Origin of the sequence: Marinobacter sp. (assembly GCF_048259445.1) — a bacterium.
Classification (GTDB): Bacteria; Pseudomonadota; Gammaproteobacteria; order Pseudomonadales; family Oleiphilaceae; genus Marinobacter.
On the sequence record NZ_JBLXHQ010000030.1, the window covers coordinates 18401 to 31729 of the forward strand.

Genomic DNA, 13329 nt, shown 5'->3' on the forward strand with positions numbered 1-13329 from the left:
CGGTTAGCGGCAGGTGTAATTCCTGCAATAATCACTTGAAGTTGATTGTATCCCGATCTTAACAGATTTGATTCGCAGTTCGGGAAGCTCGCTTGCACAGAATTGGCGGCTGGCAGCCAGACTTTCATTTGCAAGCGCGTACGAGATAACTCACCGGGCCGGGTTGTACGGTAATCACTATGGAAAAAGGGAGAGGTTTAGTGAGATTCCGTAAAGGATTTGAGGAAAAGTCACGCCTTGGGCGGCTGCTGATCAATCGCGGCTATTTGTCTGAGGGCCAGGTTGAGGAGGGTCTCAGGCAGCAGTGTGAAAGCGGTAAGCGCCTCGGCGAGGTGTTCATTTCCGCCGGTTGGATAACCGAAAAAGAGCTCAGCCGGGTATTGAAGCATCAATCCCGTTATCGTAGTGCTGCGGCGATGGTGACCATGGCAACTCTGCCATTTCAGCCGCTGGTTACGTTTGCCGCGAGTAACAATACCAGTGCGTTTCAGGCAGCAGAAGCCGGAGAGTTTTTTGATTCAGGTGGAATGTCGCCACTGACCGAAGACGAATTATCGGCGGTCGCTGGGCAGGGTGATAGCTCGTTGCTTGAACGCATCAGCCTGGTTGCCGGTATGGCAGAAGCCGCGGGTGAGCGGGAAGGTCAGCCAGAGCCTGATATTATTGAGGGCCTGAAGCTCACCGCTAATGTGTTTTTTCCTTTACTCAATGTACTGGATTCGGATTTTTCGATTTCTGGCGTGTATTACCGGGAGGGAGAGCCGAGGTACGTGGTCGGTGAGGGTGGGGCGTTGACTCTGGCTTTACCAGAACGTATCGAGGAAATCCGTATGGATAATATCCGGGTCAGCATTGGGAGCAGCCCTGCCATGGGCAACGTAAGTATCCAGAATATCCGCTTCCACCCCGATTCCAGAATGACTATCCATACGCGTTGATCAGGCGCTGGCAAGAACCGTGCGGCTTGAGACAGTTGTTTGCTGTCCCTTGGCGCCGTAGAGCTTTTGCTGACCGGAGGCCCCTCTGAAGATATCTGTAAGGCGGGTCAGGCGTTTCTGCAGGTGGTTGATAATTCGCCCGTTGTTTTCATTAAGGGTGTGGCATTCCCGAAGCTTTTTATCAGCTTTTTGCCAGAGTGTGTAAAGGTCGTCGAGGCCAGCGCTGCGGATGAAGCGGGAGGGCTCGCCGCTGTCCGGGCGGAATCCCATTGCTACCAGCGTGCGGATCTTCTGCTTTGCGCGTTCCCTGATCTCACCCAGAAGGGCATTCTTCTCCCGGGTTAATGTCTCTAGTGCCTTGGCATCGGAGCCAGAAAGGCAAGCGTTTTCTTTTTGCAGAATGTCCGCCAGAGAATCAAGCTGGCGGATATCCAGGGACAGAAGGTTCTTCAGATCATCAATTGCAGCCATGATTTACTCACCCAAAAATGCTTTTATCCATATCAAGCATTTTCTGGGCCAGCTTTTCTGCGTCTACTTTGTAAGTACCATTTGCAAGCGCTGAGCGAATCTCTTCAATCCGCTCGTCATCCATCTCGGGATAATCCCCCAGCTTCTGTTCAAGCTGCTTGAGATTTTTGGCCTGACTACTCAGATTAACGTTCTCGCCACGCGCACTCTGGGCCTTGGCATTAGCCTGCTCCGGTGTGGTTTGCCCGGTGTTCTGGCTTGTGGCTGGCTTGTCGGCCGTTGGTCTCTGGATGTTGACCTGGCCTTGGCCAATTCCATTTAAGTCAACTGACATATCGTTACCTGCTCTACAGTTAGGCCGCACACACGTGGGCTGACTCGGGTTTATATCTTCTTAACGGCACATTGCCGGCATACTTTAGGGTCAGATGGACACTTTTTGTTAACATTCCGTCACATTTCTATCGGGTGTTTGCGGAACTGGCCATCCGGTGGCAGTTTTTTGCCGGTGGAAAAGATCTGCCTGCCAAGGATCGCCGAGAAAACTACATTGGCACCTCAACGTGCCCGGGAGCAGTGACGTTGGCTCTGACAGTTCGCGATGATGTCAGATTTTCTACCAGAACCTGCTCGCCAACAGATGCGTTTGCCAGGGCTTTGCCCCGGGAACGAACCGAAAAAGATCCGCTGCGGGCAGTGATAATAACATGGTCGCCCCGCGCAACGGCGTCTGGTGCTTCAAGAAGATCCGGGGTCAGAACCGAGTCGCTGTTTACGGGCCGGCGCACAACCATGCCTTCTATGAGGCCCGCGTCGGTTATTATTCCGCGCCGACTGGCATTCACGACGACTGAGCGGGTTTTAATCATGTCTTGCGTTATCCGCTCGCCGCGCCCGAACGGACGGGCTGCTACCAGCGCAGGGCCATTGATCGAAACCGTGGTTGTTACGAACATACGCCAGGGCCGCTCGCCGCTGCAGGCGACTTCGACAGAGGGGTGTTCGCTTCTCCAGGGGTCACCGGTAAATTCAACCGCAAGCGGAGCTGTGCATGGTGCGAGGTTGATTCTGCTGTCAATGTTGCCAGTCTCAAAGGTAATCTGATAGCCCTCTGTAGCCTGAGTGCGAGCAAAGGCCTCAAGAAACGATGTGGCAGCCAGGCGAATTTCTTTCGCAGTTGTTTGTGCCAGCGCAGAGTTGGTCAGGGCTGACATAATCAGGAGCGAGACTAAAAGCGTGGTGCGCATATGCTCTGGTTTGTCCTATGCTGTCAGTGAAACGGCAAAATTAGCGGCAAACACCTAAGGATTGCGGTGTACTGGCCGTTAAACTGATTAATCCGTTTTTGGGTGACGTTAATCCGTCACCCAGGCAACTTATTCCAAAGAACAGCAAAATGCATGCCGGCGTTTCCGGCAGGCAAGGGGAGACTGCGATGGCAGGTGTATTGGACAGTGTTAACCAGCGTACACAGCTGGTCGGGCAGAATCGCCTTGAGCTTCTTCTTTTCCGTTTGCGCGGACGCCAGATCTACGGCATCAACGTGTTCAAGGTCAAGGAAGTACTCCAGTGCCCGAAGCTGTCTTCCATACCTAACAGTCGCGCTGTTGTGCGTGGCGTGGCGCATACCCGGGGCGAGACCATCCCTGTTATCGATCTGGGCATGGCCATCGGTTTGCCTGGAATTCCGCAGGAAGACTTATCCAGCAGCTTTGTGATCATTACTGAGTACAACCGAAAGACCCAGGGGTTTCTGGTAACCGCGGTCGACCGGATCATGAACATGAACTGGGAAGATATTCTTCCTCCTCCCAAGGGTACAGGTAAGGATATCTACCTTACGGCAGTCACAAAAATAGACGATAAACTGGCCGAAATCATAGATGTAGAGAAGATTCTTTCAGAGGTTTCTCCGCTTCGGGAGGATGTCACAGAGGAAATCCGGAACAGGAGCGCTGAACGAATTCCGGGGCATTTGCCCGTTCTGGTAGTGGATGACTCCTCAGTGGCGCGTCGCCAGATCGAGCGCTGCCTTACTGCGATCGGAATGGAAGTGGTCACCCGGAATGACGGTAAGCAGGCGCTTCAATACCTTAAAGAAATCACGGCGGACGGATCGACAGGAAAGGATCACCTGTCACTGATAATCTCCGATGTGGAAATGCCTGAAATGGACGGCTACACGCTGGTCACCCGGATCAAAAACGACCCCGCACTCAGCTCGCTGTTTGTTATGCTTCATACTTCATTGAGCGGTGTGTTCAATAAGGCGATGGTGCAGAAAGTCGGGGCGGACGATTTTATGGCAAAATTCAGCCCTGATGAGCTCGCTGAACGAATCATGGAAATAGTAGATCAGAGCTGACTCTACTTCTTTGTCGGGCAATTCATTCAGAACTGAGATCCAATGAAAGCAGAAATTACGCCACAGGAATATGAATCCTTCAAAACGTTCCTGCAGGATGCGTGTGGTATTTTGTTGGGCGACAACAAACAATACCTTGTGAAAAGCCGGTTGCGGAGGATTCTGGAAGATAATGGGCTGAATTCTCTCGGGGAGTTGCTGGAGCGTCTGAAAAAACCGGGCCGGGCCAGCCTCAAAGAGGTGGTTATAGATGCGATGACCACCAACGAAACTCTCTGGTTCCGGGATAATCATCCGTTCCGTATTCTTCAGGAAAAACTGCTTCCCGAATTTGCTGCGCGCGCCTCTCTTGCTCCTTTGCGGGTCTGGTCTGCTGCATGCTCTACGGGGCAGGAGCCGTATTCGGCCAGTATGATCGTCGATGAGTTCAGGCGCCAAAAGCCCGGAAAGCTGCGTGATGTAAAAATCACCGCGACGGACATATCGAAAAGCGTTCTCGAAGTCGCGCGTCGTGGTGAATACGAAATGATCGCCATCGGCCGGGGCCTGTCGCCTGAGCGCCAGAAGCATTTTTTTACGCCCTCCTCAAACGGCGGCTGGCAGATCCGGCCGCAGATCAAAAGCATGGTTGAATTCAAGGAATTGAACCTGCTCGAGCGTTACATGCTGGGAAAATTCGACATAGTGATGTGCCGTAACGTGCTGATCTACTTTTCTGCAGACCTGAAAAAAGACATTCTGACCCGCATTCATGCCACCCTGAACCCCGGCGGCTACCTGATTCTCGGCGCCTCTGAGTCACTTAACGGATTGCCGGACTTATATGAGATGGTGCAGTGTCACCCAGGGATTATTTACAGGAAAAAGTAAGCCATGCCATTTAATGTTTGGGTGCTCGTCGCGGCACAGGCTCTGGCCATGTGTACTGCGCCCTTTATTGTATTTATCGGGAGCATTCAGGGGCGTCTTCTGGCCTCGGCCCCGGAGTTCGCCACGCTGCCTGTGGGGCTCGTAGTCGTGGGGACCGTTCTTGCCATAAAACCCGCAACCTGGTTGATGGAGAGGTTAGGACGCAAGCGCGTGATGCTGCTTGGCGCATCAATGGGAATGTTTGCCGGTATTCTCGGGGCTCTGGCCTCCTGGCTTGGCCAGTTTCCATTGCTTTGCCTGGCTGCTGTCGTAGGTGGGACCGGGTTGGCAGTGGTTCACCAGTATCGCTTCGCCGCGATGGAATCAGTGCCGGATAACATGGCGGGCTCAGCTGCTGCGCGGGTGTTGCTCGGCGGACTGGTTGCCGCGTGGCTGGGGCCTGAGGTTGCCGCATTCGGCAACGGAGCCGGGGCTGATCACCCCTTCCTCACCAGCTGGCTGGCTTTGGCGGGTGTTCAGTTTGCGGCATTGGTAATACTCGGCGTGGGGTACCAGGCAAAAGGCGAGCGGGTAAGAGAAAAACACGCAGGCGGTGGCAGGCCGCTGCGGGAAATTCTCGCTAACCCTCTGGTTTGGGCAGCTATAAGCTCTGCCGCCATCGGCTATGCTGTTATGAGCTTTATCATGACTGCAACGCCACTGAGCATGACTGAAATGGCAGGGCATGATCTGGATGATGCGAAGCGGGTTATTCAGCTGCACATTATGGCCATGTATCTGCCTTCGCTCATCAGCGGCTGGCTGACGCGGGTTGTCGGTATACCTATGATGATGGCCGCCGGATTGTTGGCCTATCTTGGGTGTGTTGTTCTGGCCGCCAATGGCGTCAGTTTTCACCATTATCTGTCGGCGCTGCTGTTGCTGGGTGTTGGCTGGAACTTTCTGTTTGTGGGCGGCACCACTCTGTTGCCCCGTGGCTACACAGACGCTGAGCGCTTCCGGGTGCAGGGGTTGAACGACATTTTTGTATTTGGCTCGCAAGCCACGGCCGCGTTATCGGCGGGCGTTATTCTATCCTGGCTTGGCTGGTCTGCACTGGTAATGATCGCTGTGCCTTTCCTCGTCATTCATGGTGTGTTGATGGTGATCTGGTTAACCCGCGGAGAAGCCAGAGCCAGTGAGCCTTCGTAATCTGAGGCATTTATGGACCAGCTTAATCTGCGCCACCTTTACTATTTCTGGGTAATAAGCCGTGAAGGCTCGATTGCCCGCGCCAGCGATGTTCTGGATCTGGCGCCGCAGACTCTGAGTGGTCAGCTTGCGACCTTTGAAGCTTCCGTTGGCGGTCGCCTGTTTCTGCGGGAGCGGCGAAAACTAGTACTGACAGACTTGGGCCGGCTGACACTTGGTTATGCCGATGACATTTTCGCCCTGACCGGAGAGTTAACGGAAACCTTGCGCTCCGGCCCGGCAGATCGACCGCTGGCGCTATCAGCCGGTATCTCTGCCTCTATCCACAAACTTATCGTTTATTACCTTCTGCAGCCAGCTATGGCGATCAAGCGCCCCGTTCAGCTTGAATGCCAGACAGGCCGAACTCAGGGGCTGATTTTAAGCCTCAAGCGAAAAGAACTGGATGTGGTGCTCACCGATCGCATGCCAGGAATCCAGCAAGAGGCCAATCTGACCGTTCACCCGATTGCCAGCTCCAGTATCAGCCTCTTTGCCGCACCGGCTCTGGCGCAAAGATTGAGCCCCGGGTTGCCGGAATCACTCAACGGCGAGCCTTTTCTCGCCAATGCCACCGATGTGCCTTACTTCGAGCGCCTGATGAACTGGTTTTCACTGAGTGGCGTTCGCATGAACCTTGTGGCCCGCGTTGACGACAGTGCATTAATCAAGGTTTTCGGGCGTGAGGGTTTCGGTGTTTTTGCCGCACCTACCGTCATTCGGCATGAGGTTTGCCGGCAGTATGAAGTGGAGCACATTCTGGCTATTGATGATGTAACAGATGAACTGTTCGCTATCACTCGTGGAAGCAGGCTGGACCACGAGGGCGTCCGGGCAATCTGCGAAGCCCGAACAGATTTCAGGAACGCCAGAAATACATCGAAAAAATCGATGTGAATTGATTACAAAACCTTATTTTATCGAGCTTTAATCCCCGGCACTATGGAGACGTAAAAGGCAGTAACCCAAAAGGAGAAGCAGCCATGAAAACTATCCATAAATTCCGAATTGAACCGGGTAAAGAGCCGACCACCTTATCGCTTACCGAAGGTTACAGGGTAGTTCGTTGCGAATACATTATCCCGCACAAAGCCGTTTACCTTTGGGTAGAACAGCCACTGAACGTGGGAACCCCTGCACTGAAACGGCAATTCCGTGTAGCTTTTTCAGGGGAGCCCGTACCCAGGACCTATGAATATGTAGATACTGCTCTGGATCAGTTTGGACCTGAGGCTTACCACGTATTCGCAGTGCCTGCAGAAGTACAGACGGGCGGTGTTGAACCTGAGGACGGTGGTCTAATCAATCAGCCTCTGGCAGCTTCGGACTGGTGAGGCAGAGTTAGCACTTAAGCAATCCCCTTCTTCAAGAGCCCTTCGGGGCTCTTTTTTTCTCTTTGAGCAATCCTTGCGTAGAATAACGGCCTGACGCCTTTCTTGATTTTACGAGCGGAGAGATTTCCATGGTATTTTTACGTAACCATCTGAAGCTTCTGGTTCTTTTACCGCTGTTTTTTCTAACCGCTGCCTGCACAGGTGTGCCGCAAGGTATAGAGCCCGTAACCGGGCTCGATACGGATAAATATCTGGGCAAATGGTATGAAATTGCCCGCCTCGATCACTCATTTGAAGAAGGGCTCAGCAGGGTAAGCGCCGATTACGAACTGCAGAATGATGACAGTATTAAAGTAATCAATCGCGGGTTCGATGCCGAGGCTGGCGAATGGAGTATTGCCGAGGGCAGGGCGGTGTTCGTGGGGGATGAAGGCACCGGCCACCTCAAGGTATCGTTCTTTGGTCCGTTCTATGCGTCTTACGTTATCTTCGAGCTTGATAAGGACGAGTACCAGTACGCGTATGTTACCGGCTATGATCGGGATTATCTGTGGTTTCTCTCACGTACACCCGACGTCAGCGCAGAAGCGATAGCTCGTTTCAGACAGACGGCCGTTGAGGCGGGCTTTGATCTGGAGGAACTCGTTGTTGTCGATCAAAGCCCTGTAGAGTAACTATAGAGTAACTATAGAGTAACTACCGGTCAGAATGGTAAATGGCCGGTTTTTACCCAGATAATGGTTTCTTGCTCGACAAACGGGTGATGCTGGCTCAAATGTGGGCTTCTTATCCAGGAGCCCTCGGGATAGCGGCCATGCTCATCGCAGAACTCCCCGGAAAGCACAAAGATCTCTTCGCCACCAAAATGCCTGTGGGGTTGAAAAACCTCATTGGCAGGCCATTTAACCAGCGCTACATGTTCGTGTTCAAACTCGTGTAGTGGCATCACCTCAAGGCCGCCGATTCCTGGCAACCATTCGCTGTTCTGTGTATCAATCTGAACAGAGGTTTTATCGCGCTCATTGAACTGATGCAGTTTTACCAGCAGCGTGCAGCCAGGTTTGCTGAACGGTGCATGACCGCTTCCTGGTGGGTTGCGCAAATAGGTACCGGCTGGGTAATCACCGTTTTCGTCCGAAAACACACCTTCCAGAACCAGTATCTCTTCACCAAGGGGGTGTTCGTGCCTTTTGAATGAGGCGCCGGGCTCGTAACGCACAACGCTGGTGGCATGGCCGCGCTCAGCTTCTTCTCTGGCCAGCGGTTTTCTGAGAACTCCACCTGCCGGGCTGGGGACCCACTCCTGCTCGCTGGTACGGACAACAACCCTGCTGTCAAAATCCATGTTCAGCATTGCGCACCTCTTTCATAAATCATAAATGTCGAGAGCTCCTCTACGATCCGAAGCCCTGACTGGATGAACGGATCTAAAGTTACTTGATCAGAGCCTGCACATCGCGAAATGCAGGGTGTTTGCAGTGTCGCATCCACTCAAACGCCACCATTTCAACGGTGACAATGCGTGCGCCGCTATCACTGAGTCGATCGAGGGCAACATCCCTGTCGAATTCGTTACGGGAGCCAGTCGCATCCGCAACAACCCATACTTTATAGCCTGCATCGATCAGGCTCAGCGCCGTTTGCATCATGCACACATGGGTTTCGCAGCCGGCAATAATAATGTGTTGCCGACCTTCGGGGAGATTTTCGACCAGCCCGTCCGGGCAGGCATCAAAATGGTATTTGGCGATGGTCTGGTGGCACAGCTCTTTGACGATTTCCATGTTCGGCCCAAGCTTGTCCGGCAGCTGCTCGGTGGCCAGCACGGGTATATCCAGAAGCCCGGCAATTGTCGCCAGGGTTGTGCAACGGTCGACCACCTCCGCCCCGTGCGCAATTGCAGGCATCAGCCTTTCCTGAACGTCTATCAGTAGCAGGGTTGATTGATCCGATTTCATGAGCATTCAAAACCTCCAGGCCTTGTCATCACTCTGAACAGAGTAACAGGGCTACCATGGTACCGGCAGCGAGAGCGGCGAACACCATACAGATAATTATCTGCATAAACTGTAAATTTTACCCGGATATACCGCAAGAGAGTTGCCAAGCGCCGTCAAAACCATTAAAGTTTGCGCCCTCAAATGAGCGACAACATAGCTGATTTGAAACAGGTTATTGGAGAGGTGGCCGAGTGGCTGAAGGCGCACGCCTGGAAAGTGTGTATACGTTAATAGCGTATCGAGGGTTCGAATCCCTCTCTCTCCGCCATACTAAGGCCCTGATTTTCTTATAGAAAATCAGGGCCTTTTTCATTTTTGGGGCAAAATTGGGACAGAATCCGGTTTTTCCTGTCCGCTATAGTCCGCTTTGAACCCGAGCATCTGCGAAACCTGAGTGGCCATGTTGGGTGTGTCGGACTGAATCCAACGAGCATAGTGTTTTTTTACCATCGTCGTGTCCACGTGTCCCAGTTGGCGAGCCACCCATTCCAAACTTACATAGTTTGATAACATTCGGCTGGCAAACGTGTGTCTGCATTGGTTCGGTCCGCGGTGGCGGACCTTGGCCCGCCGGAGATGACCGGTAAACCACCGGTGCAAACTGATGCTGCTCCATGGTTGATTACTCTGCCCATTTCGGAACACGAGTCGAACAGTGTCCTCTTTGAATGTCACATTGTCCCGCTGACGGACCTTAATAATGGATGGTGGTAACAAGTAAGTCGCTGCCTGCTGACGCTTGAGCCACTGTTTTGCTGGTTCGACAAGCTCCACTCGACGTAAGCGCGATTTTACCTTTGGCGCTTTGTACTCTCCTTCGACGTATGCACGGCGCACGTAAATCACCCAGTCGACTATATCCACGTCGTCCCAAGAAAGCGCAATCAACTCGGATGAAGACAGGCCACACCAGCATGCGAACATGACCAAATTAATGTCCTGTTGCCGCATTGTTTTGACCGATTGAATGCGCTCCAGCTCCTGCAGAGTGAATGGATCCGCGAAATCGAAATACTCGTCACGTTCCACGTTTGGGATACGCTCCAGCGGATTCGTTTGGAGTATGCCGTCATGAAAAGAATCCGTCCAAATTCCGCGTACAACAGTGAAGACGTCGTTCACTGTTTTCGGTGCCAATCCTTTTTGCAGAAGCTCAGTTTGAAATATCTCTATCTCAGTTTTTGTTATGTCTGCAATTTTACGCCGTGGCCATTTCGTCTTAACGTGTTTTGATTTCGATTTGTAATTTCTGTATGTGCTCGGCGACTTTCGTACTTTTTGCTTTGGAAGCCACTCATCAATGCACTCTGAAACCAGTTTGCTTAGGTCCCGACCACCCCATCCACTGAAGAGCGTGGCGTTTTTAGAGTTCGGAAAATGTGTGGCGTAGTCAAATCGGTTTTCTTTGATTTCAGTCAGTATCAAAGTACGTTTGTTCTCAGCATAAGCAATGCTCGACTTCGTTATTTTCGCGATGCCGGTAATAGGCTCCCGGCATCGCATACCTGCGTATTGGAATGAAATCCGCAGCTTATTGCCATGGATTTCAACGCCTTTAGGCAGTGCCAATGACTTTTCTTTCGTTGTCACAGCTTGCCCTCAAACCAGTTTTCGATTTCGGTGGGGTTGTATACCACACGGCGAATCGGATCAAATCGCCAGTGTTTGTTTTCCAACCAGAAACCACGGTCGCGATATTTCCTGGCTTGTTCAGCATTAATCCCGAACAAGACCAAGAGAAGGTTCGGGCGAACCCAGCGCCCGGGACTCAGGGCCGGCAGAACAATTTTGCTGGAACTCTCAATCTCTACATTCATATCTATTGCTCTTTCATTGTATTGGTTTAGGTGATCTTCCGGAGAGCTCGGAAGGACTTTGCAGCATTCTGTCCCTTTGGTGATGAACCTCGCTCTCAGATGCTGAATCACAATACCAATTTAATGATTTACAACTCATTTTTGTGACGTCAAATTAAGGTAAATCCGATGTTAGAGAGCTTGACAACATACTTTCATGATGAGCTCCTTCTTTGAGTATGCAGGCGTGCTTTATTAATTAATGACTGACTTGCTTAAATTTTTTTTCGTATTTGGGAGAAGGGTAAGGCTCGATTGGCGAGGGAGATCGTCAGATGCGAGTTGGTTTGCGACAAACGTCATTGCCACGGCACAAGCTCGGATTGAATTAACACCGTTAACGATGATTGTGGAGTCTTCGTTAAAACCAAGTTTTTTATAAGCAGAGTCGATATATACCACTAAGGTGCCAAAGTTTTTCAGGTGTTGGAGATTGTCCTCAGTCTTAGCTGATAGGTAAGAGCGTTTTATGCCGGCATGTGGTTCTTTTTGCTCAATCCACCGCTGGTGAGCCTTGAACTTTTCCGGCCATAGAAATTGGTGCTTATAATTCTTAAAAAGATGGTTTTCAGAAATGATACGGAGATGCTCACTACAGGACCAAATCGTAAATGTGTTCATTAACATAATTTATTTATCCTGATATTAAATATTTAAAATATAGTTAGCTTTAAGGAAATTGCATAAAGAGTTGAACTGAGTTTAGTCTTATGTTTCACATCCATTTAACAGGATTTTTGTAATCGATATCTGAGTCATCTTTTGGTTCAAGAGGACATTGAGATTGGGCGCGGAAAAATTCGCTTCGCAAACCACCAGCCAGACGAACATGAACGGAAACCTCTACCTCGTAGAAGTCATCAGATTTTTCCGCTTTATTTACGATCTCTTTAACTAGTCTATTGATGTCTGTCATGATCTTATCCCTTCTACAAATTTTCGAGAAAATGGCTCGATGTCATTATCGACAGTACATCAAAATGACTGAGCCGCAATAAAGTATATAAGGCTCAAATTCAATGGGGTGCTTCGAGAAATGAGATATTAGAAATACATTGAAAAATTGATAGGGGTCTTTTTACCTGAGAGCCGACTGCAGCATCAAGCAAACGGGTCATCTGATGCGTTAAAGATGTTATCCGATGACATAAACCCCGAATCCATATCGTCACTGGACCAATCCATCCCATATGGGTTGCCCGCAATATCGAATCCGCCGACTCCGTCACCAATCATCGGCAACCCGGTGGCGGGATTGATATGTTGGCTGCTCAAATAGGTGTCATCGTTCCAGGTGGTCAGATTACTAAACCCGAGGTTCAAGGCAATATCATCATCAAATCTTTCCGTTTTAAAGGAACTATAATCATTGGGACTGCAGTCACCTTCAAGAGATTTGACTCCTTCGGTCAGTGTTTCCCAAGAACTCACAGCAAATCCTGCGACTAATCCAAAAATGGCTCCGGCGGGTCCTGAGAGAATCAGTCCTGTAATACCACCTGTAAACATCAACAATAGATAGGTCATTGTCATCTCCAGTCGTTCTGAAATGGGTTACAACGATAATCTACAACAGAATTTCCGAGGTGCAAGCAAATACTAGGAGGTTGCTGGGGGCGCTATTTGGCGTAAGCTGATTAGGCATAGTGCTAAAGAGGTTGCTCGATAATGTTAAAAGATCTTTTTGATCCGGTTTTCCTGAATCGTTCTCTTAATGCACTGCTTTTGTTGTTTATTGGCGCCTTCTTTTGGTCATGGCTCGGCGACACACTTGGGCTACCCATGCATATAATTCTGGGGGTCAGTGCTGTTGCTATCACGATTGATATTAGTAACTACTCCGAAGACCCTAAGCCAGGTGCGCTTTTGATCGGGGGACTCATTCTGCCGTTTTGGCTCCTCCTACGAGTATGGAGAAGTGGCACCGGAAACTGACAATGATGCTACGACAACGTGGCGCGGCCGCAAGCAATCAATTTTGGGTGTTTTTAATAGCGGAGGATGAGGAGGATTTCTCTTGGGTCGGAAAATTTGTTTTCACATTGAATTCGGTGAGCGTGAGCTCATCGTGGACGAAATCAGTGAGGAAGCGAGGCGCTGTGGGATCACCGTCGAGCAGTTGATTAAACGATTTATTGTTGACGCGATGGAGGGTGACAGCGATGCCGAAAGTATCCCAGGCGAGACGATGGAGGATTTTCTGGTTAAAAATGGGGCCTTAACCCCAAAAAAATGAGGGGAAGAATCCGATGTTTGACTGCTACA

19 protein-coding genes and 1 tRNA gene are annotated in these 13329 nt (G+C 50.8%); 10 read left to right on the top strand and 10 right to left on the bottom strand.

The genetic code is table 11. The features are described 5' to 3' along the window. The first annotated feature begins 200 nt into the window (after positions 1-200). Complete coding sequence (locus tag ACN0RL_RS17200) at positions 201-938, top strand: pilus assembly protein PilB (protein ID WP_417519054.1); 738 nt, start codon at positions 201-203, stop codon at positions 936-938. Here the strand turns inward: ACN0RL_RS17200 and ACN0RL_RS17205 are convergent, their stop codons facing one another. From ACN0RL_RS17205 to flgA, 3 genes are all read right to left on the bottom strand, one after another. Next, on the bottom strand, positions 939-1409 hold the full coding sequence (locus ACN0RL_RS17205; RefSeq protein WP_417519056.1) for a flagella synthesis protein FlgN: 471 nt from the start codon (positions 1407-1409) through the stop codon (positions 939-941). 7 nt (positions 1410-1416) lie between these two features. Further along, complete coding sequence (flgM, locus tag ACN0RL_RS17210) at positions 1417-1743, bottom strand: flagellar biosynthesis anti-sigma factor FlgM (RefSeq protein ID WP_417519058.1); 327 nt, start codon at positions 1741-1743, stop codon at positions 1417-1419. A gap of 211 nt (positions 1744-1954) precedes the next feature. After that, on the bottom strand, positions 1955-2656 hold the full coding sequence (gene flgA / locus ACN0RL_RS17215; RefSeq protein WP_417519060.1) for a flagellar basal body P-ring formation chaperone FlgA: 702 nt from the start codon (positions 2654-2656) through the stop codon (positions 1955-1957). Between the two features lie 188 nt (positions 2657-2844). Between flgA and ACN0RL_RS17220 the strand changes: the two genes are divergently transcribed. The 6 genes from ACN0RL_RS17220 (at position 2845) to ACN0RL_RS17245 (ending at position 7882) form a co-directional block, all read left to right on the top strand. Continuing rightward, positions 2845-3774, top strand: coding sequence for a chemotaxis protein CheV (locus tag ACN0RL_RS17220; RefSeq protein ID WP_417519062.1), 930 nt, complete (start codon positions 2845-2847; stop codon positions 3772-3774). Between the two features lie 42 nt (positions 3775-3816). Next, positions 3817-4644, top strand: a complete 828-nt coding sequence (locus ACN0RL_RS17225; RefSeq protein WP_417519064.1) for a CheR family methyltransferase — start codon at positions 3817-3819, stop codon at positions 4642-4644. A 3-nt stretch (positions 4645-4647) separates the two neighbouring features. Continuing rightward, positions 4648-5835 (top strand): MFS transporter, encoded by a 1188-nt coding sequence (locus ACN0RL_RS17230; protein ID WP_417519066.1) that lies wholly within the window; start codon positions 4648-4650, stop codon positions 5833-5835. 12 nt (positions 5836-5847) lie between these two features. After that, complete coding sequence (locus ACN0RL_RS17235; RefSeq protein WP_417519068.1) at positions 5848-6771, top strand: LysR family transcriptional regulator; 924 nt, start codon at positions 5848-5850, stop codon at positions 6769-6771. An 86-nt stretch (positions 6772-6857) separates the two neighbouring features. After that, complete coding sequence (locus tag ACN0RL_RS17240; RefSeq protein ID WP_417519070.1) at positions 6858-7208, top strand: hypothetical protein; 351 nt, start codon at positions 6858-6860, stop codon at positions 7206-7208. Between the two features lie 128 nt (positions 7209-7336). After that, positions 7337-7882, top strand: coding sequence for a lipocalin family protein (locus tag ACN0RL_RS17245; RefSeq protein WP_417519072.1), 546 nt, complete (start codon positions 7337-7339; stop codon positions 7880-7882). 29 nt (positions 7883-7911) lie between these two features. Here ACN0RL_RS17245 and ACN0RL_RS17250 read toward each other — a convergent pair whose 3' ends face one another. After that, positions 7912-8562 (bottom strand): cupin domain-containing protein, encoded by a 651-nt coding sequence (locus tag ACN0RL_RS17250; protein ID WP_417519074.1) that lies wholly within the window; start codon positions 8560-8562, stop codon positions 7912-7914. A gap of 79 nt (positions 8563-8641) precedes the next feature. Further along, the gene (locus ACN0RL_RS17255) at positions 8642-9172 is read right to left on the bottom strand and encodes an isochorismatase family protein (RefSeq protein WP_417519076.1); all 531 of its coding nucleotides are present in this window, start codon (positions 9170-9172) and stop codon (positions 8642-8644) included. Positions 9173-9385: 213 nt separating this feature from the next. Between ACN0RL_RS17255 and ACN0RL_RS17260 the strand changes: the two genes are divergently transcribed. Continuing rightward, a tRNA-Ser gene (locus ACN0RL_RS17260) sits at positions 9386-9476 on the top strand. A 41-nt stretch (positions 9477-9517) separates the two neighbouring features. Here the strand turns inward: ACN0RL_RS17260 and ACN0RL_RS17265 are convergent. The 5 genes from ACN0RL_RS17265 to ACN0RL_RS17285 form a co-directional block, all read right to left on the bottom strand. Then, entirely contained in the window at positions 9518-10798 is a 1281-nt protein-coding gene (locus ACN0RL_RS17265; RefSeq protein WP_417519078.1) for an Arm DNA-binding domain-containing protein, read from the bottom strand. Continuing rightward, positions 10795-11025, bottom strand: a complete 231-nt coding sequence (locus ACN0RL_RS17270; RefSeq protein ID WP_417519080.1) for a DNA-binding protein — start codon at positions 11023-11025, stop codon at positions 10795-10797. The genes ACN0RL_RS17265 and ACN0RL_RS17270 overlap by 4 nt, the downstream gene beginning before the upstream one ends. Before the next feature lie 234 nt (positions 11026-11259). Next, complete coding sequence (locus ACN0RL_RS17275; RefSeq protein ID WP_417519082.1) at positions 11260-11691, bottom strand: hypothetical protein; 432 nt, start codon at positions 11689-11691, stop codon at positions 11260-11262. Positions 11692-11779: 88 nt separating this feature from the next. Then, a complete protein-coding gene (locus ACN0RL_RS17280; protein WP_417519084.1) occupies positions 11780-11980 on the bottom strand; it encodes a hypothetical protein in 201 nt (66 codons plus the stop codon). Positions 11981-12165: 185 nt separating this feature from the next. Continuing rightward, on the bottom strand, positions 12166-12591 hold the full coding sequence (locus ACN0RL_RS17285) for a hypothetical protein (RefSeq protein WP_417519086.1): 426 nt from the start codon (positions 12589-12591) through the stop codon (positions 12166-12168). A gap of 141 nt (positions 12592-12732) precedes the next feature. On the opposite strand from ACN0RL_RS17285, the gene ACN0RL_RS17290 reads away from it, so the two are divergent. After that, positions 12733-12999, top strand: a complete 267-nt coding sequence (locus ACN0RL_RS17290) for a hypothetical protein (protein ID WP_417519088.1) — start codon at positions 12733-12735, stop codon at positions 12997-12999. 82 nt (positions 13000-13081) lie between these two features. Next, positions 13082-13300, top strand: a complete 219-nt coding sequence (locus ACN0RL_RS17295) for a hypothetical protein (RefSeq protein ID WP_417519090.1) — start codon at positions 13082-13084, stop codon at positions 13298-13300. Positions 13301-13329 lie beyond the last annotated feature (29 nt).

What these genes read in the sequence shown, in the direction of transcription:
- ACN0RL_RS17205 (WP_417519056.1), bottom strand. Translation starts at nt 1,409, where the DNA reads ATGGCTGCAATTGATGATCTGAAGAACCTTCTGTCCCTGGATATCCGC.
- flgM (WP_417519058.1), bottom strand. Translation starts at nt 1,743, where the DNA reads ATGTCAGTTGACTTAAATGGAATTGGCCAAGGCCAGGTCAACATCCAG.
- flgA (WP_417519060.1), bottom strand. Translation starts at nt 2,656, where the DNA reads ATGCGCACCACGCTTTTAGTCTCGCTCCTGATTATGTCAGCCCTGACC.
- ACN0RL_RS17220 (WP_417519062.1), top strand. Translation starts at nt 2,845, where the DNA reads ATGGCAGGTGTATTGGACAGTGTTAACCAGCGTACACAGCTGGTCGGG.
- ACN0RL_RS17225 (WP_417519064.1), top strand. Translation starts at nt 3,817, where the DNA reads ATGAAAGCAGAAATTACGCCACAGGAATATGAATCCTTCAAAACGTTC.
- ACN0RL_RS17230 (WP_417519066.1), top strand. Translation starts at nt 4,648, where the DNA reads ATGCCATTTAATGTTTGGGTGCTCGTCGCGGCACAGGCTCTGGCCATG.
- ACN0RL_RS17235 (WP_417519068.1), top strand. Translation starts at nt 5,848, where the DNA reads ATGGACCAGCTTAATCTGCGCCACCTTTACTATTTCTGGGTAATAAGC.
- ACN0RL_RS17240 (WP_417519070.1), top strand. Translation starts at nt 6,858, where the DNA reads ATGAAAACTATCCATAAATTCCGAATTGAACCGGGTAAAGAGCCGACC.
- ACN0RL_RS17245 (WP_417519072.1), top strand. Translation starts at nt 7,337, where the DNA reads ATGGTATTTTTACGTAACCATCTGAAGCTTCTGGTTCTTTTACCGCTG.
- ACN0RL_RS17250 (WP_417519074.1), bottom strand. Translation starts at nt 8,562, where the DNA reads ATGCTGAACATGGATTTTGACAGCAGGGTTGTTGTCCGTACCAGCGAG.
- ACN0RL_RS17255 (WP_417519076.1), bottom strand. Translation starts at nt 9,172, where the DNA reads ATGCTCATGAAATCGGATCAATCAACCCTGCTACTGATAGACGTTCAG.
- ACN0RL_RS17270 (WP_417519080.1), bottom strand. Translation starts at nt 11,025, where the DNA reads ATGAATGTAGAGATTGAGAGTTCCAGCAAAATTGTTCTGCCGGCCCTG.
- ACN0RL_RS17275 (WP_417519082.1), bottom strand. Translation starts at nt 11,691, where the DNA reads ATGTTAATGAACACATTTACGATTTGGTCCTGTAGTGAGCATCTCCGT.
- ACN0RL_RS17280 (WP_417519084.1), bottom strand. Translation starts at nt 11,980, where the DNA reads ATGACAGACATCAATAGACTAGTTAAAGAGATCGTAAATAAAGCGGAA.
- ACN0RL_RS17285 (WP_417519086.1), bottom strand. Translation starts at nt 12,591, where the DNA reads ATGACCTATCTATTGTTGATGTTTACAGGTGGTATTACAGGACTGATT.
- ACN0RL_RS17290 (WP_417519088.1), top strand. Translation starts at nt 12,733, where the DNA reads ATGTTAAAAGATCTTTTTGATCCGGTTTTCCTGAATCGTTCTCTTAAT.